We start from the raw sequence: 24,208 nt of genomic DNA on the forward strand, positions 1-24,208 counted from the left end.
AACACCGTGTTCGGCATCCTGCGCGCCTACATCCTCATCGCCCTCTGGCAGGCCAGGCCCGGCCTGGCCGGCTACGACGTCGCCCAGGCCGTCACCTTCTGCTTCGTCACCCAGGCCTTCATCGGGCCGATGCAGCTGTTCGGCGGCGGCCTCGCCATCCCCCAGCGCATCCGCAGCGGCGACATCGCGCTCGACCTGGTCCGCCCCGCCCCGCTCCAGCTCTGGACACTGGCCGAGGACCTCGGCCGCGCCGGCTACCTCCTGCTCGTCCGCGGCATCCCGCCGATGCTCGTCGGCGCCGCCCTGTTCGGCATCGTCGTGCCCGACGGACCGGGCCGCTGGGCGGGGCTGCTCGCCGGCCTGCTCCTCGGCGTCGTCACCAGCTTCGGCTGGCGCTACCTGGTGGCGCTGTCGGCCTGCTGGCTCGCCGACGACCGGGGCGTCAACATCGCCTCCACCGTGCTCACCACCTTCCTCAGCGGCCTGGTCCTGCCCCTGACGATCTTCCCCGGCTGGCTCGGCGACGTCGCCAGGGTGCTGCCCTGGGCCGCCATGGCGCAGGCCCCCGCCGACCTCTACCTCGGCACCGCCCCCGTCCTCGACACCCTCGCCTTCCAGGCGTTCTGGGCCGCCGCGCTGCTCGCCCTGGGCGCGCTCGGCACCCGCGCCATCCGCCACAAGGTGGTGATCCAGGGTGGTTAGGACCTACCTTCTCCTCGCCTGGACCTGGACCCGCGCCGCCGCCGCCTACCCCGCCTCGTTCGCGCTGCTCCTGGTGCTCGGCTGCGCCACCGCCGCGCTCGACCTCGCCGCCATCCTGATCGTCTTCGCCAACACCACCTCGCTCGGCGGGTTCACCCGCGAGGAGGTCCTCTTCCTGTACGGGACCGCCGGGATCGCCTTCACCCTCACCGACCTGCTGTTCAGCAACCTCGACCGGGTCAGCGCGCACATCAGGGACGGCACGCTCGACACGTTCCTGATCCGGCCCGTGAACGCCTGGATCCAGATCGCCACCGACCGGTTCGTGCCCGCCAGGATCGGCCGCGTCCTGCAGGCCGCCGCCGCCCTCGGCTACGCCCTCGCCGCGCTCGACCTGGACCCGCGGCGGCTCTGGATGGTGCCCGTCATGATCCTCTCCGGCGTGGTGATCTTCACCTCGCTCTGGACGCTGGCCGCAGCTCTCCAGTTCGCGCTGGTCGACGCACCGGAGGTGAGCAACGCCTTCACCTACGGCAGCGCGCAGCTCGCCCAGTACCCGTTCAGCGTCTACGGCCGCGAACTCGTCCGCGGCGTCACGTACGTGCTCCCGCTGGCCTTCATCAACTGGCAGCCGGGCCTGTACGCGCTGGGCCGCGACGACCCGTTCGGCACGCCCGGCTTCATGCGCTTCCTCGGGCCCGTCGCGGCCCTCGTCCTCGCCCTGCTGGCCGCGCTCGCCTGGCGCCAAGGGCTGCGCCGTTACCGATCGACAGGGAGTTGACCATGACCATGATCGAGCTGAACCAGGCGGGCCGCACCTTCAAGGTGAAGCGGCGGACCGTGCACGCCGTACGCGACCTGACCTTCACCGTCGCGCCCGGGGAGTTCGTCGGCTACCTCGGCCCGAACGGCGCCGGCAAGTCCACCACGATCAAGATGCTGTGCGGCATCCTGACGCCCAGCTCCGGCACCGTGCGGGTGGCGGGTCTCGACCCGTCGCGCCGGCGCACCACCCTGGCCCGGCACATCGGCGTGGTCTTCGGCCAGCGCACCACGCTCTGGTGGGACCTGCCGCTCAAGGACAGCTTCGAACTGATCCGGCTCCTTTACAAAGTAGATCGTAAAGTGTTCGCGGAACGGCTGGCGGAGCTGACGGCGACGCTGGACCTCGGCCCGTTCATGAGCACGCCGGTGCGCCAGCTCAGCCTCGGCCAGCGGATGCGCGGCGACCTGGCCGCGGCGCTGCTGCACGCGCCGGAGGTGCTCGTGCTCGACGAGCCCACGATCGGGCTCGACGTGGTGAGCAAGGCCGGCATCCGCGAGTTCCTGGCCAGGATCAACGCCGAGCGCGGCACGACCGTGCTGCTGACCACCCACGACCTGGGCGACATCGAGCGGCTGTGCCGCCGCGTGATGCTGATCGACCACGGCCGGCTGGCCTTCGACGGGACGCTGGACGACCTGATGGCGAGCGCTCCCGGCCTCTCCTCCATCGAGGAGGTGGTCACCCACCTCTACACCGCCGGGCGCTAGTAGTAGCTGCCCTCCCGGGTCTGCTCCTCGTAGTCGTCGTCGTCCTCGTCGTAGCGGCGCGCCCAGCGCGAGGGCATCAGCACGGGGATGAACAGCGCGACGCCCAGCAGCGCGAGCACGCCGCCGCGGAGCAGGATGTGGGCGCCGGAGACGATCTCCCTGACGATGCCGTTCACCGCCGGGCCGTCGGGCAGCAGGGTCAGCGCCCGGTTCGCGTCCAGCGCGTACACCACGGTCCAGGCCAGCAGGACCATCGACGGGATGAAGGTGGCGACCGGTGACACCCGGCCCGCCACCACGAGCCCCACGACGAGGCCGACGGCGGCCATGGAGCCCAGCGCGATCCAGAGCGACGGGCCGACCGGCGGTGCGGCCTGGACGTCCGCCATCGTCTGCCGCACCGCCCAGCCGCCACCTCCCAGCACGGCCGCGGTCACCACAAGCCCGAGGAGCAAACCACCTAAGTGCCGCAACGTTCTCACCTCATGTCGACGTGGTCGGCACGACCCTAGCGAACAAACGCCGCGAATCACCCGGTCATCACGCGGCTTCCCGCTTGCGCTTTCGCACGTCTTCTGCCCGTGGCACCATGAGCACACTCATGCGAGCGCACCTGCCTTTCCGGCTCATCCGGACGGCGGCCTTCGCCGCCGTCTGTGTGCTCCTCGCGGCCCTGGCCCACTGGCTGAGCGGCGGATCGCGGCCCCCGCCGTGGACCCTGCTGGCCGGGGGCGGCGCGGTGTTCGGGCTCGCCGCCGCGCTGGGCGGCAAGGAGCGCTCACCGGCCCAGGTCGGCTGGCTGCTGGTCGCGGCCCAGCTCGGGCTGCACGAGCTGTTCGGCGGCGACGGCACGGGCTACGTCGCCGCCCACATCCACGGGCAGGGGCTGGGCGAGGCGCTCGGCATGCTGGTGGCCCACCTGACGGCCACGCTCCTCACCGGCTGGTGGCTGTCGCGCGGCGAGGCCGCGCTCTGGGCGCTGCTGCGCCGCCTGGCCCGCCGCCTCCTGCTCCCCCGGCCCGTCCCCGCGCGTCCCGCCGCCCGGCCGCCCGTGCCCGTCGTACGGGTGCGCGACGTGCCGCCGGACCCGGCGGTCCGCCACAGCGTCACCAGGCGAGGTCCTCCACTTCCCGCCTGACCTGCTGACACCTCTCATCCCCTATGCCCACCAAGTGGAGTTATCGCCATGTCCTTCTTCAGACGTGCGGCGACCGTGCTCGCCGCCACCACCGCTCTCACCGCCGCGCTCGCCCTGCCCGCGCTGGCGCACGTCACGATCAACCCCGGCACCGCCGTGGCGGGCGGGTTCACCAAGGTCGCCTTCCGGGTGCCGAACGAGCGCGACGACGCCAGGACGACCAAGATCGAGGTGACCTTCCCCACCGATCATCCGCTGGCGTTCGTCTCCGTCAGGCCGGTGCCCGGCTGGACCGTCAAGGTCACCGAGGGCAAGCTGCCCAAGCCCGTCACCACCGAGCACGGTGAGCTCACCGAGGCCGTCACCACGATCGCCTGGTCGGGAGGTGAGATCGGCCAGGGCGAGTTCCAGGAGTTCGAGGTGTCGATGGGACGGCTGCCGACCGGGGTCGACCAGCTGGTGTTCCCGACCAAGCAGACGTACTCCAGCGGCGAGGTCGTCTCCTGGGCCGACGCCCCGGCGGCCGACGGGTCCGAGCCCGAGCACCCGGCGCCCGTGCTCAAGCTGACCCCGCCCGCCGAAGCCTCCCCCACGGCGTACGCCTCCCCGGCCGCCGGCCCCACCGCGGCGCCGGCCGCGTCCGGCGCGGCCCCCGCCTCCTCGGACGGGACGGCCCGCCTGCTGGGCGGCGCCGGCCTCGCCGTCGGCGTCGCCGGCGTGGTGATCGCCGCCCTGGCCCTCCGCCGCCGCCGCCCTTCCTGATCACCACCTTCGCCCCGTACGCGACCCGTACGGGGCGAAGCCCTCACCCCCGCACCGGCCCCATGTGGGTCAGGACGTGACGTCCTTGCCGGTGAAGTGGGCCCAGGCGATCGACAGGGACATCACGATGTAGGCGCCGAACGTCAGCAGGCCCTCCGTCAGCGCCCCGGTGTCGATCGGGCTGCGCAGGACCGCGTCGAAGCCGGTGAACCTGGTCGGCAGCAGGTAGGGCGCGATCGCTTCGAGCGCGGGGATGGCCCGCAGCACCTGGCAGGCGATGATCAGCACGACGGTGCCCGCGATCGCCCCGATGGGCACCTCGGTGAACGCCGAGATGGCCAGCGCCACCGCCGCGACCGCCGACAGGGCGAAGCCGACGTAGCCGACGGTGAGCGCGATGCGCAGCAGCCCGTCGGTCATGGTGACGGTGGTGCCCGACAGCAGGACCACGTCACCGGCGGGGAACAGCACGAGCCCGGTCACCAGCGCCGACAGCGCCACGACCGCGGTGACCGCGTACGCGTACACGACCGCGTTCAGGTACTTGACGGCCAGCAGCCGGGTGCGCCCGGCGGGCGCGGCGAGCAGGTAGCGCAGCGTGCCGCCGCCGGCCTCGCCGGCGAGCGCGTCGCCGGCCACCACGCTGACCGCGATCGGCATCATCAGCAGCACCAGGGCCGAGAGCGCGAGGAACGTCAGCATGAGGCTGTTGCCGGCCACGGCGGCGATCATGCCGCCGACCTGGTCGTCCCCGGCGAACAGCCGCAGGGACACGCCCATGATCACGGGCACCGTCGCGAGCGCGGCCAGCATGGCCAGGTTGCGCGGCCGGTGGAAGGTGAGGCTCAGCTCGGAGACGAGCAGCCGCCAGAACGCGCCCGCGCGGCGCCCGGCCTGCGGCGTGGGCGGGGCGGGCCGGTCGGAGGGCTCCTCCGGGCGGCGTTCGACGGTGCTCAGGGTCTCGGTCACGGGCACCAGCCCGGGGGTGCGACGGGTGCGGGTGCCCGTGTCAGCCGTCGACATCGAATCCCTCTCCTGTCAGTCCGACGAACACGTCCTCCAGGCTCGGCCGCACGACGGCGAGCCCCCGTACGGCCACGCCCTCGCCGACGAGGGCGGCGTTGACCCGCTCGGGAGCGTGACCCCCCAGCTCGGCGGTCACGGCGCCGGCGGCGGAGCGCACGTCGGCCAGCCCGAGCGCCGCGAGCACGCGCGCCGCGTCGGCCGCGTCGGGCGTCTCGACGCTGACGCGGGTGGCCAGGCCGCCGCTCAGCGAGGCGATCGTGCCGTCCGCGACGAGGCGGCCGGTGCGCATGATGGCAGCGTGCGTGCACATCTGCTCGACCTCGGCCAGCAGGTGGGAGGAGACGAACACGGTGGTGCCGCCGGCGGCGATCTCCTTGACCAGCGCCCGCACCTCGCGGGTGCCCTGCGGGTCGAGCCCGTTGGTGGGCTCGTCCAGGATGAGCAGCTCGCGCGGCCCGAGCAGGGCGGCCGCGATGGCGAGCCGCTGGCGCATGCCGAGCGAGTAGTTGCGGTAGCGCTTGCCCGCCGCGGCGGTGAGGCCGACGCGTTCCAGCGCCTCGCCGACGCGCCGCCGGACGGTCGCCCCGGAGGCGGTGGGGTCGGCGGCGTCGAACCGGCGCAGGTTGGCCTCGCCCGTCAGGTAGGGGTAGAAGGCCGGGCCCTCGACCAGCGCGCCCACCCGGGGCAGGGCCAGCGCGAGCGGCAGGCCGAGCAGGGAGCAGGTGCCGCCGGTGGGCGTGATCAGGCCGAGCAGCATCCGGATCGTGGTGGTCTTGCCCGAGCCGTTCGGCCCCAGGAAGCCGTAGACGGAGCCGCGCGGCACGGTCAGGTCGAGCGCGTCGACGGCCGTCTGGCCGCCGCGGAAGCGCTTGGTCAGCCCGGACGTCACGATGGCGGCGCCGGGGTCGGAGGGCGGGGCCGCCCCGGTGGGCGCCCCCGCTTCCTGCGCGACGGTCGTCACCTGACGCCCGCCGCCTTCATGATCTCCTCCGGGGTGACCGCGCCGACCAGCAGGCGGCCGTCGTCGGTCAGCAGCACGGTGACGAGCTTCGTCCTGATCATCTTGCCGGAGCCCCAGGTGCCGCTCACCGGGGTGGCCGTCTTCAGCACGTTGTCGAAGAGCGCCCGCGCGTCGGCGCCCTCGCCGCCGGGAGCGCCGGGAGCGCCGTCCGCGTCGCCCTGCGGCATCGCGGCGTCGGCGGGCAGCACCGCGACCGCGGTCCAGCCCTCGCCACGCACCTTCAGGTCCCCGGCGGTGCGCCTGGCCTCCTCGGCGTGCTCCTGTCGCGCGTCGGACGGCCCGAACGTCTTCTCCTCCACCTTGGCCCCGGCCGGCGGGGTGAAGGCGAAGTTCTCCTCGGCGGGCGGGGTGAAGGTCAGCTGGGTGAACCCGACCTGGAAGGCCGGCTCGGCCGAGCCCTTGGCGAACACCTGGACCCGCAGCGGCACGTAGTGCTCGCCGTCGATGGCCAGGCGCACCTCCTGGACCAGGGACGCGGGGTCCTTCGGGGTGAGCGTGAGCTGGTAGGCCGGGCGGCCCGCGACCTCGGCGGTGTTGCTCACCGAGATCGTGGTCGACTCGTCCACCTGCTCCAGGAGCCGCTGCGCCGCCTGGTCGGGCGTCATGACGGTCGGGGCGGCCGTGGGCAGGCCTTCCCGGGGGTGCTCGCCCTGCAGCTTGACCCTGGTGGCGGTGTTGCTGTCGCTGTCCCAGTACCACACCTGGTCGCCGTTGACGATCACGTTGGTCTCGTTGAACTGGGTGGGCAGCGCCAGCCGCATCTTGTCCTCGTCGCCGTACCAGAGCTTCACCTCGTGGGAGCCGGACAGCAGCGACAGCGGCGAGCCGTCGCCCGTGTCGGGCAGCGCCGGCAGGCCGAGCGAGGCCGTCTGCTGGACGGTGCCGGACATGGGGGGCATGCCCTCGCTCTTCTCCGCCGCCGCGGCGGCGTCGGCCAGCAGCTGCTGGGCCGATCGTTCGGGAAGCACGGGGTCGCCGCTCACCGCGGCGATCACCGGCCCGGCGCCTATCGCCGCGCCGATCACGGCCGCCGCCGCGATCGGCACTCCCCACCTCACGTACGTGCCTCTACGCATGTCACTCCTCAACGGTATGTCGATACACGCAGCCTGCGTGATGCATCCTTAGGCGAACCTGAGACGGGCTGAGATCCCTCTCAGCGTTCTCAGCGGGCTCTCAGCGCACGGACGGGAGAATCGGCACATGCGGGTACTGGTCGTCGAGGACGAACGCCGGATGGCGGCCGCGCTCCAGCGCGGGCTGCAGGCGGAGGGGTTCGCCGTCGATCTCGCCCACGACGGCGAGCAGGGGCTCCACGAGGCGAGACACGGCGACTACGACGTAGTCGTGCTCGACATCATGCTGCCCAGGCTGTCCGGCTACAACGTGTGCAAGCAGTTGCGCGCGGAGGAGAACTGGGTGCCGATCCTCATGCTGTCGGCCAAGGACGGCGAGTACGACATGGCCGACGGCCTCGACCTGGGCGCCGACGACTACCTGACCAAGCCGTTCTCGTACGTGGTGCTGGTGGCCAGGCTGCGGGCGCTGCTGCGGCGCGACTCGGGGCGGCGGCCGGCCGTGCTGGCCGCCGGCGACCTGTCGCTGGACCCGGCGCGGCGGCGGGTGCGGCGCGGCGAACGCGACGTCGAGCTGACGCCGCGCGAGTTCGCGCTGCTGGAGTACCTGCTGCGCAGGCGCGACGAGGTGGTGTCCAAGTCGGAGATCCTGGAGCACGTCTGGGACACCTTCGACACCGATCCGAACGTGGTCGAGGTGTACGTGGGCTACCTGCGGCGCAAGATCGACGCCCCGTTCGGCAGGAACGCGCTGCAGACCGTGCGCGGCGCGGGCTACCGGCTGGCCGGCGACGGTGGCTGAGTTCCCGGCCGCGCGCCCGTCGGCCTGGTGGCGGCGGCAGGGGTTGCGGTTCCGGCTGACGGTGGTGGCCGTCGCCGTGCTGGCGGTGGCGCTGGCGGTGTCGGCGTCGGTGCTGCTCTCGGTGCTGGACCGGACACTCCTGGCCACCGTGGACGAGTCGGTCAGCCGGCAGGCGCACACCGTGCGGGTGCAGGCCGACGCCGGCACGCTGACCACCCCGATCACCACCCACGACGGCACGATCGTGCAGGTCATCGGCGCGGACGGGCGGATCACGCACGTCACCTACGGCGCGGACCGGCTGGTGCCGCTGCTGGACGGGCGGGGCCGGGCGCGGGCGCTGGAGGACGGGCGGGCCACGTTCGTCGACGGTCATCCGTACGCGATCCCGGCGCAGCTGCGGGTGGTGGTGCTGAGCGCCGACCGCGGGCAGACGGTGATCGCGGCCCGGTCGGTGTCGGAGATCCAGACGAGCGTCCGCACGGCCGGGCGGGTGCTGCTGGTGGGCACGCCGCTGCTGGTGGTGCTGCTCGCGGGCGCCAGCTGGATGATCGTCGGGCGTACGCTGCGGCCCATCACGGCGCTGCGCAGGGGCGCGGCCGAGATCACGCACACCGCCCGGTCGCGCCGGCTGCCGGTGCCGGAGTCGCGCGACGAGGTGCACTCGCTGGCCACCACGCTCAACGACATGCTGGCGCGGCTGGAGGAGGCCGAGAAGCGGCAGCGGGCGCTGGTCTCCGACGCTGCGCACGAGCTGCGCAGCCCGCTCGCCAGCATCCGGCTGCAGCTGGAGGTGGCGCTCGGGCACCCGCAGGGGCAGGACTGGCCGGAGACGGCCGAGGGCGTGCTGGAGGACACCCTGCGGCTGTCGCGGCTGGCCGAGGACCTGCTGGCGCTGGCCAGGCTGGACGAGCGCGGCGGCGTCCCGGCCCGGCGCGAGCCCGTCGACCTGGACGAGGTCGTGCGGCAGACGGCCGAGCGGTACGCCGAGGTGAGGCTGGCCGCCTGCGACCCGGTGGAGGTGCGCGGCGACGCCATGGACCTCAGCCGGGTGCTGACCAACCTGATCGACAACGCGGTGCGGCACACCGCGTCGAAGGTCGAGGTCGCGCTGACCGCCGACGGGATCCTCACCGTCACCGACGACGGGCCGGGCATCCCGGAGGAGGACAGGGAGCGGGTGTTCAACCGGTTCACCCGGCTCGACACCGGGCGCAGCCGGGACGAGGGCGGTGCGGGGCTGGGGCTGGCCATCGTCCGGGAGACGGTGCGCGCGCACGGCGGCACCGTCCACCTGAAGGACGCCTCCCCCGGCCTCCGCGCCGTCGTCTCCCTCCCCCCGTCCCTCTGAACGGGACGTCCGTCACCTGGGCGTTCACCAGGAGCGCGTCGGCACGACTGCACGCCGACCGGTGTGACGGTGGAGCCTGACGGCGCCTGCCACGTGTCCACGGGGGCACACGGGCCGGCGACCGGCGAGGTGCTGAGAATCCGACCGCGCTAGGCGGTCGTGCCCCTCTCGGCGGTCGCCAGGAAGTCCTGGGCGATCAGCGGGAGGCGGCGGCGCGTGTGCACGACGGCGATCACGCGTCTGACGGCGGGCTCCAGCGAGCGGACCACGAGGCCCGCCCTGGCGGCCTGTTCGGCCATCCCGCGGTACCACAGCAGCGACGCCTTCCCGGCGCGCACCGCGTTCAGCCAGCCGTTGCGTTCGTCGGTTTCGAGCACCACGACGGGGCTCACCGAGAACTTGCCGAACATCGCGTCGAGCTCCCTGCGGCGGACGCTGCCGCGCGCGGGCAGGGCCAGGCGCATGCCGTGGAGTCTGCCCATGGGAACGGGGTTGGGGAGTTCGAGCCCGGGCGGGGAGATCAGCACGATCTCCTGGCGCTCGAGCGGGTGGGTGATCAGGTCGCCGGGGACGGGCAGATCGGTCAGGCCGAGGTCGGCCCGCTGGTCCCGGATGGCGCTGACGACGGCCTCGCGGCCCTCGCAGCGGACGATGTGCACGCGGACGCCGGGGTGCTCGGAGGCGTAGGCGGGCAACAGCCGCCCCGCCAGACCGGGCTCCAGGCTGGGGGTGGAGGCGATGCGGAGCTCCGCTTCGCCGGCGCCGCCGTGGTTGGCGAGGCCTTCGATCTCGCGGACGGCGTCGAGCGCCTCCCGAGCCAGCTTCACCACGCGGCGACCTTGCGAGGTCACCACTACCCCCCGCCCCGAACGCGCGAAGAGCGTCATTCCGAGCTCTCGTTCCAGATCGCGGATCGCACGCGAAAGCGCAGGTTGTGCGATATAGAGCGACCTTGCCGCGTCAGTCATGGTGCGGTGCTCCGCAGTCGCGACCACATAGCGGAGCTGCTGGAGGTTCATGGCAAAGAACGCTAGGACAACGGCAGGTCCGTGGTCCGGAACATGACTGAGATCACCTCGAATGATTTCGGACCGTAACCGAGTACCGCTACATCCGTGACGGGTGGGAAATCAGTATGCTTCTGCCCCATATTCGGCAAAGGCACGATGTGTGACAGGAGAGGTCGCGCATCTCGGACAACCGAGTAAAGGGGCGACACGGTGACAGGGAACGGGCAATATCCACCCGTGCCACAGGGGCCAGGACAGCCCCAGAGGCCGCCCTCGCTACCATGGCCGCCGCCTGGCCACCGCCAGCCACAGCCGCAGGGCAACCCATACCCCGGTCAAGGCGTTCCCAATCCTGGCGGACCTCATCCGGGTCAGGGACCGTACCCCGGAGGGGGCGCACCGCCGCCGGGGCAAGGCCCTTACCCGGGCCAGCCACCGCCCGGCCAGGGGCCGTACCCGGGCCAGGGACCTTATCCGGACCAGGGGCCGTATCCCGGACAGGGCGCACCCCCGGGCGCGGGGCCCTATCCCGGCCAGGGGCCCTATCCGGGCCAGGGCACTCCACCCGGCCAAGGGCCGTACCCGGGCCAGGGCCCGCCGCACGGGCAGGGGGCGTACCCCGGGCAGGGGGGCGGCTATCCGCCGGGCGGCGGGTACCCGGGCGGCCCTCCGCCCCCGCAGGGGCCCTGGCCGGGCGGGCAGCCGTCCTTCCCGCCGCACGGGCAGTGGCACCACCGGCCGCGCCGCAAGTCCGGCATGGGCGTGGTCGGCGTGCTCGGGCTGGTGTGCGGGACGATCGCGGGACTGTTCGTGCTGGTGATCGTCGGGGCGGCGTTCCTGGGCTCGTCGTCGGGTTCGGACACGACGACGCCGATCGCGCAGCCGACGTACTCCCCGTACGACGAGCCGACGCGGTCGAGGGGTGAGCCGACGAGCAGCCCCACCCGGGACGACGTGCCCACCGAGCGTCCGACCCAGCGGCCCAAGCAGGACGACGAGCCGGACGACGACCCGCCGAGGCAGGTGACGCTCGACCGCAGCCTGAAGAACAACACCGTCTACCGGGCCGGCGTGCTGCCCAGGCTCACCTGCCGGGCGGGCAACGTGAGCATCTTCAGCCACACCCAGCTCAAGTCGCTGATCCTCAAGACCGGCAAGTGCATGGACCAGGCATGGGGCCCGATCCTGCAGAAGCAGGGCATCCCGTTCAGCCCGCCGAGGTACGCCATCGCGGCCAGGAGCGGCAGGGGCGCCTGCGGCGACTACCCCCAGCGGGGCAGCATCGTGCCGTACTACTGCCCGCGCAACAACACGATCTACGCCTCCACCTCGGCCATGGCCAGGGGGAACGGCAACTCGCGCGGCTACGGCCAGATCATCAGCTGGCACGGCGGCATCATCAGCATGATGGCCCACGAGTACGGGCACCACGTGCAGAACCTGACCGGGCTGCTGGACTCCTGGTGGGGTCAGACGCTGGAGACCTCGAACCAGAACGGCAAGCTGGCGCTGAGCCGACGGCTGGAGCTCCAGGCAACCTGCTTCGGCGGGATGTGGATGCGGTCGGTCGCGGCCTCGTACCCGGTGAGCACGAGCAGCCGGCAGCGGTTGTTCTGGTTCTACGGCCAGGTGGGCGACCATCCGGGATACCCGCGTGACCACGGGTCGACGGCGAACAACCACCGGTGGTTCCGGCAGGGCTGGGAGAAGAACAAGGCCTACCAGTGCAACACGTGGGCCGCGCCGTCTTCGACCACCTCCTGATGGTTACTTGAGGTTCATCTCATGTTGGGCACATGTCTTTGATGTCCATATATGGCGACTAGAATCCTGGCAATCTTGTGCCATCGGGGGGCAAACCCAGCGGGTTATGCCTGGTAGGCGTGCGAAGGAGCCGGTGTGAGCAAACGCGATGGGGTGGACGCCGTGCCTGGAGGCCGGAAACGGCGCCCCCCTCGCCGACCCCGGCCCGCGCCGGGCAATTCCGCCGACCCCTCGCCCGACCCGGCCGCCCCCCATCCGGACCCGTCCGGCGCCGTCGACCCCAGGGCCGCCGAACCGCGAGCCGGCGAGCCGCGGAGCGGGCGGACCCGCAGGACCCGGCGCTCCGGCGACCCTGCGTCAGGCACCCCACGCCCCCGCAGGGACCCCGCGGACGCGCCGGGCCAAACCCCGGACACCCGCGAAGCCCGACACGCCGGCACCCCCACCCGAGGCGAAACCTCCGCCCGGGGCGAGACCTCCGGCAGAGGCGACCATCTGGCACGGGGAGCTTCCGGCAGAGGCGACCACCAGGTAGGGGGAACCTCCGGCGACAACGGCTCCGCCAGGAGAGGAACCCCCGCCGGAAGCGGCCCTGCCGGGAGAGGGACCTCCGGCGGAAGCGGCCGCCCCGGCGAAGAGGCGGCCGGGAGAGGCGCGGGCTCCACCCCGAGCGGGAACGGAAGAGGCGCGAGCGAAGGCCCCGTCACAGGCGGCTCTGGCCACGGCGGCGTAGCCAGGGGCGTCCACCCCAGCGCCGAACCAGCCAGAGTCTCCGGCGAGGGCGGCTCCGGCTTCAGCGGCGGCGCCGCTTCCGGCGCCGGCACAGGCAGAGGCTCCGGCAGGAGCGCCGGTGCCGACAGCGGCGGCTCTGGTGCCGGAGACGGTTCCGGCAGGGGCCCCAGCGGCGGCTCCAGCAGAGGCTCAGGTGCAGGCCCCGGCATGGGTGCCGGAGCCGGTGCCGGCGGCGACTCCGGTACTGGAGGCGGCTCCGGCAGGAGCGCCGGTGCTGGTAGCGGCAGAGGCTCTGGCGTCGGAGGCGGCTCCAGCAGGAGCGGCGGCTCTGGTGCCGGGAGCGGCTCCGGCAGGGGCACCGGTGCCGGTGGCGGCAGAGGCCCTAGCGCCGGAGGTGGTTCCGGCAGCGGCCCAGGTGCCGGCGGCGGCTCCGGAAGGGACCCAGGTGCCGGCGGCGGCTCTGGCAGAGGCTCAGGTGCGGGAAGGGGCTCTGGCAGGGGCTCAGGTGCGGGAAGGGGCTCTGGCAGAGGCTCAGGGGCCAGTGGCGGCTCTGGCAGAGGTTCAGGGGCCGGAGACGGTTCCGGCAGGAGCGGTGGCTCTGGCGCCGGGGGTGGCTCCGGGCCAGGTCGTGGCGATGACGGGCGGGCACGTTCGGGCGGCAACCGGAGTGGGGGGATCGCGGGGAGGCTTGCCGGGGTCGGTGGCGGGAGCGCGGCGCCGCGGTTCGCGAAGCCGCTCACGCCGGCGTCCATCCTCGGCTGGACCCTGCTGTCGATCTTCGTTCCGGGCGCCGCGCACCTGCGGGCCGGGCACCGGCGCACCGGTCTGGTCCTCGTCGGCGTCTTCGTCGCCGTGCTGCTCGGCCTGCTGGCGTTCGTGCTGGCCAACCTGGACAACGCGGGGATCGTCACGCGCGACAGCGTGATGATGACCGTCGTGGTCCTGGCCTCCGTGGGCGCGCTGAGCTGGTTCGCGCTAGCGGTCTCCTCGTACGTCGCGCTCGGCCCGAGCCGGCTCACCCAGCAGGGCCAGATCATCTCCGGCGTCGGGGTGGGCCTGCTGTGCGTGGTGGTGATGGCCCCGTTCGCGCTGTCGGCCACGTCGGTCTACGCGGTGTGGGACGCGAAGAAGCACGTCTTCAAGAGCGCGGAGGACAACCCGGACGTCGCGCCGATCAAGGAGGAGGACCCGTGGAACGGCAAGGACCGGGTCAACTTCCTGCTGGTCGGCGGTGACGCCGCGGGCAACCGCACCGGCGTGCGCACCGACAGCATGAACGTGGCCAGCGTGCACATCCCGACGGGCGCCACGGTGCTGTTCAGCCTCCCCCGCAACCTGCAGCACGTGCGCTTCCCGCCGTCGTCGCCGCTGCGCAGGCACTTCCCGAACGGCTTCATGGCGGAGCTGCCCAACGGCGGCCTGCTGAACGAGGTGTGGCAGTACGCCAACGACCACCCGGAGCAGGCGGGCGGCAAGAACCGGGGCCCGCGCGCGCTGATGGACGCGATCAGCTACACGCTCAACCTGGACATCGACTACTACGTGCTGATGAACATGTACGGGTTCGCCGACCTGGTGGACGCCATCGGCGGGCTGACCATCCACGTGGAGCAGGACGTCAAGTGGGGCGGCCTGTACGGGACCGCGGGCACGATCAGGGCGGGCACCCGGCGGCTGTCGGGCGAGGAGGCCCTCTGGTACGGCCGGTCCCGGGTGGGCAGCGACGACTTCTCCCGGATGAGCCGCCAGCGCTGCGTCATCGGCGCGTTCGCGCAGCAGGCGACGCCGCAGAAGATCCTGGCGAACTTCAACAGCATCGCCACGGCGACCAAACGGCTGGCCGAGACGAACATCCCCGAGGAACTCCTGGAACCGCTGCTGGACCTGGCGCTCAAGGTCAAGGACGCGAAGATGAGCAGCCTGCAGTTCGTGCCGCCGAAGTACTGGCCGGGCAGCCCTGACTGGGTCAAGATCCGGCGGGCGTCGGCCAAGGCTGTCCAGGACTCGCTCAAGCCGCGTCGCGCCAAGGCCGCCACGCAGGCCGCGCCGACGGCGTCGGCTTCCCCCTCGGTCTCGCGTACGCAGGTGCGTGCGGCCCAGCCGACCGAGACGCCGACCCGCAACTCGCAGAAGGCGAACGACAGCGCCGAGTCGCTCGACGAGCTGTGCGGATGAAACGACCTCGCCCCGCCTCCTGCCGGTCGGCGGGAGGCGGGGCGAGGCGCGTCGGCGTACCCCGGGGGGTCAGCTGCGGCCGAGGGCGCGCAGCTGGTCGATGCTCAGCGCGGAGACGTTCTGGTCGACCGGCGCGTCGGAGTACTGGTGGATGGTCCAGGACTTCCAGTCGGCCGGCGTGGCGACCGTGCCCTTGGCCTTGTCGTAGTGGGCGACCCACAGCGGGTACTCGCCCAGGCCCTTGCCGTACTGGTCGGCGAAGGCGTAGCCGCTGTAGAACAGCGGGGTGACGCCGGTCTTGGCCTTGACCCGCTCCAGGAACGTCTTGGCCCACTTGTTCACGTGCTCGACCGACTTGCCGTCGCTGGTCTCCAGGTCGAGGGCGAGCAGGTCGCCCTTCTCGGCGGGCTGGCTGTTCACCACGGACAGGAAGAAGTCGGCCTCGGCGACGGGGTCGTTCTTCGGGTGCCCGAAGTGGTAGGCGCCGCGCACGACCTCGTGCTTGTCGAGTTCCTTCCAGTGGCGGGCGAAGGTCTTGTCCTTGAAGTCCAGGCCCTCGGTGGCCTTGACGATGCCGAAGTCGGCGCCGCTGGCACCCCAGTCGTGGGTGGGCTGGTAGTTGGAGACGTCCTGGCCGTACGGGAGCTCGGCGGCCTGGGCGGGGGCGGTGAAGGCGGGAGCCGCCACGGTGGTGGCGACGGCCAGGGCCGCGGTGGCGCCGAACTTGCGCAGGGTACGGGTGATTGTCATGGTGTTCCTCCAGAGTCGCGCACGATTAGTGATCATTCGTACGCATAGAGCTACGTGAGCACCTCTGCGGGACACGCTGCGGAGCGAGGTGCGCTGGGAGTGGAGCGGCCGCTGTCAGATTGATGGGCGCTCAGATGTTGGTTACAACGGCGCGGCTTTCCCAGGCATTCCAAAACCGCAGGTAAAGCCTCACATGGCCGGGCAAACAGGGGCTTACGCGAGCGCCCGCCGGGGCAACAGCAGGAACGCGCCGAGGTAAAGCACGCCGGCGACGACGAGCAGCCCTTGATAGCCGATGACCAGCGCCAGGTATTCCAGGCAGCCGCCGACCATGGCGCCGAGCAGGTTGGCGCCGAAGGAGGTGGTGGCGTCGGCGGTGTCGGCGAACCGCTTGGCGAACACCACGTTCGCGGCGAAGATCGGCAGGAAGGCGACGATGACGGCGGCCACCGCGCGCACCGGCACGGGCAGCGACAGCAGCCACGCGTTCGGCACCAGCCAGGCCAGCAGCAGTCCGGCGAAGAGCACCCCGTACATGACGGGCAGCGGCGGGGTGCGGAAGCGGCGGGTCACCTCGACGGCGGCGAGCACGGCGACGAGCACCCCGGCGAACACGATGGCGTTGACCACCCAGGTGGTGCCGAACAGCAGCGCGAACCCGGTCACGCTCTTGGTCTCCAGCAGCAGGAACGCCACCCCGAGCAGGAACAGGTCGGCGTACGGGCGCATCCTGCGGTACGGGCCGGCCACGACGCGGACGGCGAGCAGGCTGACCGCGAGGATCAGGCCGAGCGTGACGAGGTAGAGCGACGGGATCGTGCGGTCCTTCAGGTAGAGGAAGGGCCGGTCGTCGTCGGCGGGCGGCGGGGTGCCGGCGGCCGCGCCCGCCCAGGGGGCGCCGCAGCGCTGCGCCTCGGGGGTCGCCCCGGCGGTGATGACGGCCTGCTGGCCGGTGGTGCTGACCACGTCCACGCAGGGGGCGTGGCCGAAGGCGCGCTGGGCGGTGGTGGCGAGCCGGTCCACCAGCCAGCTCTCGCGGTAGTAGTTGTACATGGAGAACGCGCCGCCGGGCTTGAGGCGCTCGCGGGCGGCCCGCATGGCCTCCTCGGTGAACAGGTAGCTCTCCAGCCGCAGCGAGCTGGCCCCCGACACGAGCGTGAGCGAGTCGGGCAGCGCGAACAGGATCAGGTCGTACGAGCGATCGGTCTGTTCCAGGAAGGCGCGGCCGTCGGTGACGTGCGTGGTCACGCGGGGATCGTCGTACGGCTTGTCCGGGTGGGTGGAGCCGCCGAGCTCGCGCAGCTTGGGGTCGATCTCGACGGCGTCGACGTGGCGGGCGCCCTTGGACAGCGCGATGGAGACGTCGGTGCCGCTGCCCGCGCCGATGATGAGCACGTCGTCGGGCCGGGCGGCGGCCCGCTCGTAGGGCAGCCCGTACTGGGCCTCCCACTGGAGCCGGGCGTGGGCGGGCACGGCCTGCTGGTGGGGGATGCCGTTGACGGAGATGTCGGTCACCGGCACGCCGAGCTGCTCGAACTGGCGGTGGGTCACCTTGTAGTACGGCGACCAGAGCGCCCCGGCGGTGAGCGTCTCGGCCAGCAGCAGGCCGACCACGGCGAGCGAGGGGACGGCCACCAGCCCGATGTAGGCGGCGCGGGGCCGGGGCACGAGCAGCACCGCGTACGCGGCGGCGGCGAGGATGCCCCAGAAGACGGGCGGCGCGCTGAGGAACGACAGCCCGGTGAACACCGCGATGCCGGTCAGGCTGCCGATGAGGTCGTAGCGGTAGGCCTCCAGCCGGGGCAGCTCGGGGAAGCAGCGCCCGACCAGCTCGGCGGGGCCCATGAGGACGAGCGCGGCGGCGCAGAAGACGATGGGCAGGCTGATCCAGGCGGGCGGCCCGACCGTGGACAGGCTCGTCCAGTAGAGCACCCCGTCGGTGTCGCGGTCGACCGTCACCGGGAACGCCAGCACCACCATGACCAGCCCGAACAGCACGACCGGCGAGTAGTAGGGCTGGGCGGTGGTGCGGCCGACGCGCAGGAACCCGAGCCCGATGCCGAGGAACGAGCCGAGCAGCACGAAGTTGGTGAAGTAGCTCAGGTGCACGATGTTGGAGCCGGTCCAGCGGATCAGCGCCAGCTCCAGGAAGAGCATGAACGCGCTGGCGAGGATCAGCCGGGGCCGCACCGCCAGCCAGTGTCCGCCCGTGCCACCGCTTTCGACGGGCTTGCGCGCCTGGAGCGTCATGGTGACTCAACCTAGTCAACAGATCGCCCGCACGGAAGCCTCACGATTACGCGAGGATGTCGTCCCATTCGTCGCATTTTGCGGCGTTTCCGCAGGTCACAGGCTTGGCAAAGCCCTGGACGGCGACGGCGCGATGACGCACGGTAAGGGAGTCGCTCCATCCATACACGCTCGGTGGTGATCATGCGGGTCCTCATCCAATTCCGCCCCTCCCCTGACCTCGTCGCGGCCGTGGCCGACCCCGGCCGCGCCGTGACCACGGCCGACGTCGCGGACGGCCTGCCCGGTGTCGAGCTCGACACCGGGTTCGCGCCCGTGGCGCTGCCGCGCCCGGTGCCCGCCACGGGCGGCGATCCGCTCTCGCTCAACCAGCCGCTGCGGTTCTCGATGGCCGCAACGGACGCCTCCGTGCTGGTCCGCGGCACGATCTCCGACGACGAGGTGGCCACCAGGGTCTCGCTGCTGCCCGGGCTGCGTCCCGACGTGGTGGGCGTGTTCTCCGACCCGGTCATCGAGACCTGCCCGACGTGTGGCGGCGACCCGCCGGCCGGCACCTGGCGTGACGTGGAGCGGCTGCTGGACGGGCCCCGGATGCGCGCCGAGGGCCTCGACGGGTCCGACGTGCACGTGGCCGTGGTCGACACCGGCGTCAACCTGGACCACCTGAGCGGCAAACTGGGGCGCGACGTGCGCCTCGACGCCGGGCGGAGCTGGCTGCCGCCGACCGTGCCGGGCAAGCCAGGAGAGTTCCCGGTCGACCACGGCACGATGTGCGCGTTCGACGCGCTCATCGGCGCCCCGGCGGCGACCCTGCTCGACCTGCCGCTGCTGCGCTCCACCCGGCCGGGCGGCTCGGTCATGGACGGGCTGCTGTCCGACGCGGTGGCCGCGTTCGCGCACCTGCGCGGCGTGCTCGACGCCCAGCCCGAGGAGTCGCGGGCACTGGTGGTCAACAACTCGTGGGGGTCGTTCTCCCCGGAGTGGGACTTCCCGGTGGGGCATCCGGGCAACTACTCCGACAACGGGGCGCACCCGTTCAACCTGATGGTGGCGAGCCTCGACCAGGCGGGCGCGGACATCCTGTTCGCGGCGGGCAACTGCGGGCGCGACTGCCCCGACGGGCGCTGCGCCTTCCCCGAGCGGCCGATCACCGGCGCCAACTCCCATCCGCGGGTGCTCTCGATCGGTGGGGTGAACGTGCGCGGCGAGCGCGTCGGCTACTCCTCGCAGGGCCCGGGACGGCTGGCCGAGCGCAAGCCGGACGTGTGCGCGTACACGCACTTCGCCGGCTCCGGCGCGTACGGCGACGAACCCGACTCCGGCACGTCGGCGGCGGCCCCGGTCGCGGCCGGGCTGGTGGCGGCGGTGCGGACGCGCTGGCCCGCCTCGCGGCTGTCGCCGGCCCAGCTGCGCGCCCTGCTGCGCCGCACCGCCGAGGACCGCAGCACGGTGGGCTTCGACTACGACTACGGCTACGGCATCGTGGACCCGGCCGCGATCCTGGCCGCGCTGGGGCGGCGGGCCAGGAGCGCGGCCTGAGCCGTCGCTACGCGGCCTGGCGGTTGAACACGCGGGTGCCGACCGCCAGGCCGGCCACGGCGAACAGCGCCGTCACCACCACTCCGGCCAGCACCGTGCCCGTCAGGTAGTGACCGGCGAACAGCTCGCGCAGCGCCTCCACCGCATATCGGAACGGGCTGACGTACGAGAGCGCGTCGAGCCAGCCGGGGGCCATCGACATCGGCAGGAACGACCCCGACAGCAGCGCCAGCGGGATCACCGCGGTGCTCATCACGGGCGCGAACAGCTGCTCGTCCATGGTGAGCGCGATCGCGTACGAGAGCGCGGCCATGCTGGTGCCGAGCACCACGATCAGCGCGAGCCCGGCCAGCAGCCCCGCGGCGGGGGCGCGCAACCCGAAGGCGTAGCCGACCGCGACCAGCAGCACGACCTGGACCACCAGCGTGACCACGTTGGTGAGCACGCGGCCGAGCAGCAGCGCCAGGCGGGAGGCCGGGGTGACCCGCATCCGCTCCAGCACGCCGGTCCGTCTCTCGAAGACCACGCCGAACCCGGCCATGCCCGTGCTCAGCAGGCTGAGCTGGATGATCAGCCCGGGCACCAGCACCTCCCAGGTGCCGAACGTGGCGAAGATGGGGCCGAACAGCACGAGGAAGAAGAGCGGCTGGATGGCTCCGAAGATCATCCCGACCTTCTGGCGGAGCGTGATCCGCAGGTTGTGCCGGAAGAGCACCCAGGTGTCGCGGATCATCGGACGCCGGCCTCCTCACGCAGGCTCCTGCCGGTGATGTCCAGGAACGCCGCGTCGAGGGTGCGCCCGGCCTTGAGCTCGGCCGGGGTGCCCGAGGCGGCGATCTCGCCGTGGTCGATGATCAGCAGCCGGTCGCAGAGGGCGTCGGCCTCGTCCAGGTAGTGGGTGGTCAAGAAGATCGTCACTCCGTGGTCGTCGCGCAGCGCGCGGATGTGGTCCCACAGGTGGGCCCGGGTCTGCGGGTCGAGCCCGGTGGTGGGCTCGTCCAGGAACAGCAGCGCCGGCCGGTGCGGCAGCGCGAACGCGATGTCGGCGCGGCGCCGCTGCCCGCCGGAGAGCGCGCCGCCCGGCCTGTCCCGCACGCCGTCGAGGCCGAGCATGGCCAGCACCTCGGCGGCCCGGGCCCGCGCCTCGACGCGGGAGAGCCCGTACAGCATGCCCTGCAGCTCCAGTTCGCCGCCGATCGGGACGGTCGGGTCCGTCCAGCCGGACTGGGACACGTAGCCGATGCGGCGCCGCACCTCTCTCGGGCCGGCCAGCAGGTCTTGGCCGGCCACGGTCGCGGTGCCCGCGGTGGGCGGCAGCAGGGTGGTCAGCATGCGCATGGTCGTGGTCTTGCCCGCGCCGTTCGGGCCGAGGAAGCCGACGATCTCGCCGCTCCGCACGGACATGGTCACGTTCCTGACGGCTTCGACGCCGCCGGTGAAGGTCTTGCTCAGACCTAATGTCTCGATCACTTCATCGCCTCCAAACTTAGAGTAGACATAATTTTGGGGTCACTGCAATATTGATACGATGGAGGCATGGAAGAAGGGCTGCGGGAGCGGAAGAAGCGCGAGACCCGGGAGCGCATCGCGGACATGGCGATGGGGCTGTTCATGACGCGCGGGTTCGACAACGTGACCGTGGCCGAGGTGGCGCGGGCCGCCGACGTGTCGGTGAACACGGTGTTCAACTACTTCCGCACGAAAGAGGACCTGTTCGCCGACCGGCAGGAGTTCGTCGAGAGCCTGCCGGTGGAGGTGCTGCGCGCGCGGGAGAAGGGCGAGAGCGCGGTGCGGGCGTTCCGCCGCGACTTCGTGGCGGCGGTCGAGACCCGGGGGTGGCAGTACGGCCTGCAGGACGGGGCCGACGTGTTCGCCAAGATGGTGGGCGAGAGCCCGTCACTGCTGGCCCGGATGCGGGAGATCCATCAGCAACGCGAAGAGGCGCTCGCGGAGGCGCTGGCCGACGAGCTCGACGCGGACGCCGACGAGCTGGCCCCGCGGCTGGTGGCCGCCCAGATCCTCACCGCGACCCGGCTGCTGTCGGACTACGCCGTGCGGCGTTCGCTGGCCGGTGAGCCGTGGGAGACGATAGCGCCCGACCTCCGGGCGCAGGCCGAGGCGGCTTTCGGCCTGCTGGAGTCGGGCATCGGCGACTACTGCGTGCGGCGCTAGCTGACCGACGCCATGACGATGGCGAACACGATGAACACCCCGTAGATGAGGATGATCCCGCCCATGATGCAGGTGCTGACGATGCCGCAGATCCGGCCGGCCTGCACCATGCCGCGGTTCTCGTACACGTAACCGCTGGCGTCGATCTCCCGCAGCGCCTTGGTGCCCATGTTCCAGGCGAACGGCCCGAGGATCTGGCAGATGACCAGGCTGAGGATGCCCATCACCAGGATGGTCGTCCCGTTGGGGTGCGTCTGCGGTGGCGGGCCGTAGTAGCCGGGGCCGTAGTGGGGATAGGACATGGGTGACTTGACCCCTCGGTTGTCAGGCAATCAGGTGGGTTTTATACCACAGCAGCCTCATTGCCAGCCGCTTGTACACTGCTTGAATGATCAAGGGCGCGTTCCAGTGGCTGGCCGGTACCGAGTGGTTCATGCGAGCCGGTCCGAGGATGGTGCCGAAGGTCGAGCGGCTGATCGACAAGATGTCCGGCGGCAAGCCGGTCGGCGGCGACCGCTCCCTGGTCCTGATGACCACCGGCGCCCGGTCCGGGGAGCCGCGCCGCACCCGGCTGGCGTGCGTCCGCGAGCCCGACGGGTCGCTGCTGGTCGTGGGCAGCAACTTCGGCGCCGAGCGCCACCCCGCGTGGACGGCCAATCTGCTGGCCCGTCCGGAGGCGGCCGTGTCCTTCCAGGGGCGCGAGATCCCGGTGAGCGCGCGCCTGCTGACCGGTGACGAGCGGGCCGCGGTGTGGCCGGGGCTGGTGGCGGGCTCGCCGTTCTACGAGCGCTACACGGCCAGGTCCGGGCGGGAACTGCGGGTCTTCCGGCTGATACCGGAGCAGTGATCCTTTTACGCCAAAATAGTCGGGCAATCCATCCCTTTCGAGGAGGAGCCCTCCCCCGTGCGTGAACGCCTCGGCGCCGTCCTGGCGCACCGGCACTTCCAGCGGTTCATCGTCGCCGTGATCCTGGTCAACGCCGCGGTCCTCGGTCTGGAGACCGTTCCCTCCGTGGCGTCCCGCTACGGCGACCTGCTGGCCCTGCTGGACCAGCTCGCGCTGGCGATCTTCGTGGTCGAGCTGGCGGCCAAGATCTACGTGGAGCGTTCACGGTTCCACCGCGACCCGTGGAACATCTTCGACACGGTGATCGTCCTGATCGCGGTGGCGCCCGCCACGGCGAGCAGCCTGTCGGTGCTGCGCTCGCTGCGCATCCTGCGCGCGCTGCGCCTGCTGTCGGCGGTGCCGAGCCTGCGCAAGGTGGTCTCGGCCCTGCTGCGCGCGATGCCGGGGATGAGCTCGATCGTGGTGCTGCTGTCGCTGGTGCTCTACGTGGCCGCGGTGCTGGCGACCAAGCTGTACGGGCAGACGGCGCCGGAGCGCTTCGGCAGCCTGCCGACGTCGTTGTTCACGCTGTTCCAGACGATGACGGGCGACGACTGGGGCAACATCGCGCGTGAGGTGATGGAGGTCCACCCGTCGGCCTGGATCTTCTTCACGATCTTCATACTGCTCTGCACGTTCGTGGTGCTCAACCTGTTCATGGCGGTGGTGGTGAGCGCCATGGACGAGGAGGCGAAGGAGGAGCGGGCCGAGATGGAGGACCTGTCGGCCGCCTCGACCCAGCGCATCCTGGACGAGCTGGCGGAGCTGCGCAAGGAGGTGGCGGCGCTGCGCCGCGTCACCCCGCGGGCCAAGAAGCGCACCAGCGCCTGACGGCCCGCCGGGCACGCGCGCGCCGCGAGGGTCAGCGGGAGTAGAACTCGACCACGAGCAGCTCGTCCACGGGCACGGGCACCTGCTCCCGCATCGGGACGGCCAGCAGGGTGAAGGTCAGCGCGGGCAGGTCCACGCTCAGGTACGGGGCGGTGCGCTCGTCCGCGTGGATCCCCTCGGCCGCGGCCACGAACGGCTGCATCCGGCGCGACCGCTCCCGCACCGACACGACCTGGCCGGGCTTGACCAGGTAGCTGGGGATGTCCACCTTGCGGCCGTCCACCGCGATGTGCCCGTGCGCCACGTACTGGCGGGCCGCGTAGATCGACGGCGCGAGCCCGGAGCGCATCACCAGCGAGGCCAGCCGGGACTCCAGGATGGAGACCAGCTCGGCGCCGGAGGCCCCCGGCCGGCGCTCGGCCAGGTCCCAGTAGCGGCGCAGCTGCCGCTCCGACACGTCGTAGTACCAGCGCAGCTTCTGCTTCTCCAGCAGGCGGACCCCGTAGTCGCCGGTGTTGCGGCGATTGGTCTTGCGGCCGTGCTCGCCCGGCGGGTACGGGCGCTGCTCGAAGTAGCGGACGGCTTTCCTGGTCAGCGGCACTCCCGCGCGGCGCGACAGGCGCACCTTGGGACCGGTGTAGCGCACGTTCACCTCATTGTGCTTAGGTAATGCTTACTTAGGTAAGGC

At 72.0% G+C, this 24,208-nt stretch carries 24 protein-coding genes; 13 read left to right on the plus strand and 11 right to left on the minus strand.

Features of this window, described 5'->3' with window-relative positions; all coding sequences use genetic code 11:
• Nucleotides 1–6: 6 nt before the first annotated feature.
• The 3 genes from ABD999_RS06215 to ABD999_RS06225 are packed head-to-tail and all read left to right on the plus strand — an operon-like array spanning nucleotide 7 to nucleotide 2,235.
• A complete protein-coding gene (locus tag ABD999_RS06215) occupies nucleotides 7–702 on the plus strand; it encodes an ABC transporter permease (protein WP_271280001.1) in 696 nt (231 codons plus the stop codon).
• On the plus strand, nucleotides 695–1,483 hold the full coding sequence (locus ABD999_RS06220) for an ABC transporter permease (RefSeq protein WP_271280000.1): 789 nt from the start codon (nucleotides 695–697) through the stop codon (nucleotides 1,481–1,483). The genes ABD999_RS06215 and ABD999_RS06220 overlap by 8 nt, the downstream gene beginning before the upstream one ends.
• Nucleotides 1,484–1,491: 8 nt before the next feature.
• The gene (locus tag ABD999_RS06225; RefSeq protein WP_219544639.1) at nucleotides 1,492–2,235 is read left to right on the plus strand and encodes an ABC transporter ATP-binding protein; all 744 of its coding nucleotides are present in this window, start codon (nucleotides 1,492–1,494) and stop codon (nucleotides 2,233–2,235) included.
• Here ABD999_RS06225 and ABD999_RS06230 read toward each other — a convergent pair.
• Nucleotides 2,232–2,690, minus strand: a complete 459-nt coding sequence (locus tag ABD999_RS06230; protein WP_271279999.1) for a hypothetical protein — start codon at nucleotides 2,688–2,690, stop codon at nucleotides 2,232–2,234. The genes ABD999_RS06225 and ABD999_RS06230 overlap by 4 nt on opposite strands.
• Before the next feature lie 146 nt (nucleotides 2,691–2,836).
• Here ABD999_RS06230 and ABD999_RS06235 point away from each other — a divergent pair, with 146 nt between their 5' ends.
• Both ABD999_RS06235 and ABD999_RS06240 read left to right on the plus strand, forming a co-directional pair.
• Nucleotides 2,837–3,373, plus strand: coding sequence for an MFS transporter (locus ABD999_RS06235; protein ID WP_345482611.1), 537 nt, complete (start codon nucleotides 2,837–2,839; stop codon nucleotides 3,371–3,373).
• A gap of 48 nt (nucleotides 3,374–3,421) precedes the next feature.
• Nucleotides 3,422–4,135, plus strand: a complete 714-nt coding sequence (locus ABD999_RS06240) for a YcnI family copper-binding membrane protein (RefSeq protein WP_345482612.1) — start codon at nucleotides 3,422–3,424, stop codon at nucleotides 4,133–4,135.
• Between the two features lie 69 nt (nucleotides 4,136–4,204).
• On the opposite strand, the gene ABD999_RS06245 is transcribed toward ABD999_RS06240, so the two are convergent.
• The 3 genes from ABD999_RS06245 to ABD999_RS06255 are packed head-to-tail and all read right to left on the minus strand — an operon-like array spanning nucleotide 4,205 to nucleotide 7,258.
• Entirely contained in the window at nucleotides 4,205–5,158 is a 954-nt protein-coding gene (locus ABD999_RS06245; protein WP_271277676.1) for an ABC transporter permease, read from the minus strand.
• Nucleotides 5,145–6,122, minus strand: coding sequence for an ABC transporter ATP-binding protein (locus ABD999_RS06250; protein WP_148032382.1), 978 nt, complete (start codon nucleotides 6,120–6,122; stop codon nucleotides 5,145–5,147). The genes ABD999_RS06245 and ABD999_RS06250 overlap by 14 nt, the downstream gene beginning before the upstream one ends.
• Complete coding sequence (locus tag ABD999_RS06255) at nucleotides 6,119–7,258, minus strand: LolA family protein (protein WP_271277675.1); 1,140 nt, start codon at nucleotides 7,256–7,258, stop codon at nucleotides 6,119–6,121. The genes ABD999_RS06250 and ABD999_RS06255 overlap by 4 nt, the downstream gene beginning before the upstream one ends.
• Nucleotides 7,259–7,385: 127 nt before the next feature.
• Here ABD999_RS06255 and ABD999_RS06260 point away from each other — a divergent pair, with 127 nt between their 5' ends.
• Nucleotides 7,386–8,060, plus strand: a complete 675-nt coding sequence (locus ABD999_RS06260; protein ID WP_148032384.1) for a response regulator transcription factor — start codon at nucleotides 7,386–7,388, stop codon at nucleotides 8,058–8,060.
• Entirely contained in the window at nucleotides 8,053–9,411 is a 1,359-nt protein-coding gene (locus ABD999_RS06265; protein ID WP_271277674.1) for a sensor histidine kinase, read from the plus strand. Before ABD999_RS06260 ends, ABD999_RS06265 begins: the two co-directional genes overlap by 8 nt.
• A 149-nt stretch (nucleotides 9,412–9,560) precedes the next feature.
• On the opposite strand, the gene ABD999_RS06270 is transcribed toward ABD999_RS06265, so the two are convergent.
• Nucleotides 9,561–10,430 carry a LysR family transcriptional regulator gene (locus tag ABD999_RS06270; protein WP_148032386.1) on the minus strand — a complete coding sequence of 290 codons (870 nt, stop codon included), beginning with the start codon at nucleotides 10,428–10,430 and terminating at the stop codon, nucleotides 9,561–9,563.
• A 747-nt stretch (nucleotides 10,431–11,177) separates the two neighbouring features.
• On the opposite strand from ABD999_RS06270, the gene ABD999_RS06275 reads away from it, so the two are divergent.
• Entirely contained in the window at nucleotides 11,178–12,185 is a 1,008-nt protein-coding gene (locus ABD999_RS06275) for a neutral zinc metallopeptidase (protein WP_271277673.1), read from the plus strand.
• 1,584 nt (nucleotides 12,186–13,769) lie between these two features.
• Complete coding sequence (locus ABD999_RS06280) at nucleotides 13,770–15,092, plus strand: LCP family protein (RefSeq protein WP_271277672.1); 1,323 nt, start codon at nucleotides 13,770–13,772, stop codon at nucleotides 15,090–15,092.
• 69 nt (nucleotides 15,093–15,161) lie between these two features.
• Here the strand turns inward: ABD999_RS06280 and ABD999_RS06285 are convergent, their stop codons facing one another.
• Together ABD999_RS06285 and ABD999_RS06290 are read right to left on the minus strand one after the other, a co-directional pair.
• The gene (locus ABD999_RS06285; RefSeq protein ID WP_187281232.1) at nucleotides 15,162–15,842 is read right to left on the minus strand and encodes a glycoside hydrolase family 25 protein; all 681 of its coding nucleotides are present in this window, start codon (nucleotides 15,840–15,842) and stop codon (nucleotides 15,162–15,164) included.
• A 213-nt stretch (nucleotides 15,843–16,055) separates the two neighbouring features.
• Nucleotides 16,056–18,092, minus strand: a complete 2,037-nt coding sequence (locus tag ABD999_RS06290) for a spermine/spermidine synthase domain-containing protein (protein WP_148032389.1) — start codon at nucleotides 18,090–18,092, stop codon at nucleotides 16,056–16,058.
• Between the two features lie 183 nt (nucleotides 18,093–18,275).
• On the opposite strand from ABD999_RS06290, the gene ABD999_RS06295 reads away from it, so the two are divergent.
• Nucleotides 18,276–19,631: a S8 family serine peptidase gene (locus ABD999_RS06295; RefSeq protein WP_271277671.1), complete on the plus strand. Its 1,356-nt coding sequence runs from the start codon at nucleotides 18,276–18,278 to the stop codon at nucleotides 19,629–19,631.
• Nucleotides 19,632–19,638: 7 nt separating this feature from the next.
• Here ABD999_RS06295 and ABD999_RS06300 read toward each other — a convergent pair whose 3' ends face one another.
• Both ABD999_RS06300 and ABD999_RS06305 read right to left on the minus strand, forming a co-directional pair.
• Nucleotides 19,639–20,364: an ABC transporter permease gene (locus ABD999_RS06300; protein WP_148032391.1), complete on the minus strand. Its 726-nt coding sequence runs from the start codon at nucleotides 20,362–20,364 to the stop codon at nucleotides 19,639–19,641.
• Complete coding sequence (locus ABD999_RS06305; RefSeq protein WP_271277670.1) at nucleotides 20,361–21,101, minus strand: ABC transporter ATP-binding protein; 741 nt, start codon at nucleotides 21,099–21,101, stop codon at nucleotides 20,361–20,363. Before ABD999_RS06305 ends, ABD999_RS06300 begins: the two co-directional genes overlap by 4 nt.
• A gap of 66 nt (nucleotides 21,102–21,167) precedes the next feature.
• Here ABD999_RS06305 and ABD999_RS06310 point away from each other — a divergent pair, with 66 nt between their 5' ends.
• Nucleotides 21,168–21,803, plus strand: a complete 636-nt coding sequence (locus ABD999_RS06310) for a TetR/AcrR family transcriptional regulator (protein WP_271277669.1) — start codon at nucleotides 21,168–21,170, stop codon at nucleotides 21,801–21,803.
• Here ABD999_RS06310 and ABD999_RS06315 read toward each other — a convergent pair.
• Complete coding sequence (locus tag ABD999_RS06315; protein ID WP_148032393.1) at nucleotides 21,800–22,105, minus strand: DUF4190 domain-containing protein; 306 nt, start codon at nucleotides 22,103–22,105, stop codon at nucleotides 21,800–21,802. The two genes, ABD999_RS06310 and ABD999_RS06315, sit on opposite strands and share 4 nt — an antisense overlap.
• A gap of 86 nt (nucleotides 22,106–22,191) precedes the next feature.
• Here ABD999_RS06315 and ABD999_RS06320 point away from each other — a divergent pair, with 86 nt between their 5' ends.
• Nucleotides 22,192–22,650 carry a nitroreductase family deazaflavin-dependent oxidoreductase gene (locus ABD999_RS06320; RefSeq protein WP_271277668.1) on the plus strand — a complete coding sequence of 153 codons (459 nt, stop codon included), beginning with the start codon at nucleotides 22,192–22,194 and terminating at the stop codon, nucleotides 22,648–22,650.
• Between the two features lie 57 nt (nucleotides 22,651–22,707).
• Nucleotides 22,708–23,520, plus strand: coding sequence for an ion transporter (locus ABD999_RS06325; protein WP_271277667.1), 813 nt, complete (start codon nucleotides 22,708–22,710; stop codon nucleotides 23,518–23,520).
• A gap of 31 nt (nucleotides 23,521–23,551) precedes the next feature.
• On the opposite strand, the gene rpsD is transcribed toward ABD999_RS06325, so the two are convergent.
• Nucleotides 23,552–24,166 carry a 30S ribosomal protein S4 gene (rpsD, locus tag ABD999_RS06330; protein ID WP_148032396.1) on the minus strand — a complete coding sequence of 205 codons (615 nt, stop codon included), beginning with the start codon at nucleotides 24,164–24,166 and terminating at the stop codon, nucleotides 23,552–23,554.
• Nucleotides 24,167–24,208: the final 42 nt, after the last annotated feature.

Origin of the sequence: Nonomuraea ferruginea (assembly GCF_039540635.1) — a bacterium.
GTDB lineage: Bacteria > Actinomycetota > Actinomycetes > Streptosporangiales > Streptosporangiaceae > Nonomuraea > Nonomuraea ferruginea.

Coding starts and splice junctions, on each gene's coding strand:
- ABD999_RS06290 (WP_148032389.1), bottom strand. CDS start 18,092: ATGACGCTCCAGGCGCGCAAGCCCGTCGAAAGCGGTGGCACGGGCGGA.
- ABD999_RS06310 (WP_271277669.1), top strand. CDS start 21,168: ATGGAAGAAGGGCTGCGGGAGCGGAAGAAGCGCGAGACCCGGGAGCGC.
- ABD999_RS06270 (WP_148032386.1), bottom strand. CDS start 10,430: ATGAACCTCCAGCAGCTCCGCTATGTGGTCGCGACTGCGGAGCACCGC.
- ABD999_RS06320 (WP_271277668.1), top strand. CDS start 22,192: ATGATCAAGGGCGCGTTCCAGTGGCTGGCCGGTACCGAGTGGTTCATG.
- ABD999_RS06235 (WP_345482611.1), top strand. CDS start 2,837: ATGCGAGCGCACCTGCCTTTCCGGCTCATCCGGACGGCGGCCTTCGCC.
- ABD999_RS06300 (WP_148032391.1), bottom strand. CDS start 20,364: ATGATCCGCGACACCTGGGTGCTCTTCCGGCACAACCTGCGGATCACG.
- ABD999_RS06225 (WP_219544639.1), top strand. CDS start 1,492: ATGATCGAGCTGAACCAGGCGGGCCGCACCTTCAAGGTGAAGCGGCGG.
- ABD999_RS06255 (WP_271277675.1), bottom strand. CDS start 7,258: ATGCGTAGAGGCACGTACGTGAGGTGGGGAGTGCCGATCGCGGCGGCG.
- ABD999_RS06285 (WP_187281232.1), bottom strand. CDS start 15,842: ATGACAATCACCCGTACCCTGCGCAAGTTCGGCGCCACCGCGGCCCTG.
- ABD999_RS06275 (WP_271277673.1), top strand. CDS start 11,178: ATGGGCGTGGTCGGCGTGCTCGGGCTGGTGTGCGGGACGATCGCGGGA.
- ABD999_RS06260 (WP_148032384.1), top strand. CDS start 7,386: ATGCGGGTACTGGTCGTCGAGGACGAACGCCGGATGGCGGCCGCGCTC.
- ABD999_RS06295 (WP_271277671.1), top strand. CDS start 18,276: ATGCGGGTCCTCATCCAATTCCGCCCCTCCCCTGACCTCGTCGCGGCC.
- ABD999_RS06240 (WP_345482612.1), top strand. CDS start 3,422: ATGTCCTTCTTCAGACGTGCGGCGACCGTGCTCGCCGCCACCACCGCT.
- ABD999_RS06245 (WP_271277676.1), bottom strand. CDS start 5,158: ATGTCGACGGCTGACACGGGCACCCGCACCCGTCGCACCCCCGGGCTG.
- ABD999_RS06315 (WP_148032393.1), bottom strand. CDS start 22,105: ATGTCCTATCCCCACTACGGCCCCGGCTACTACGGCCCGCCACCGCAG.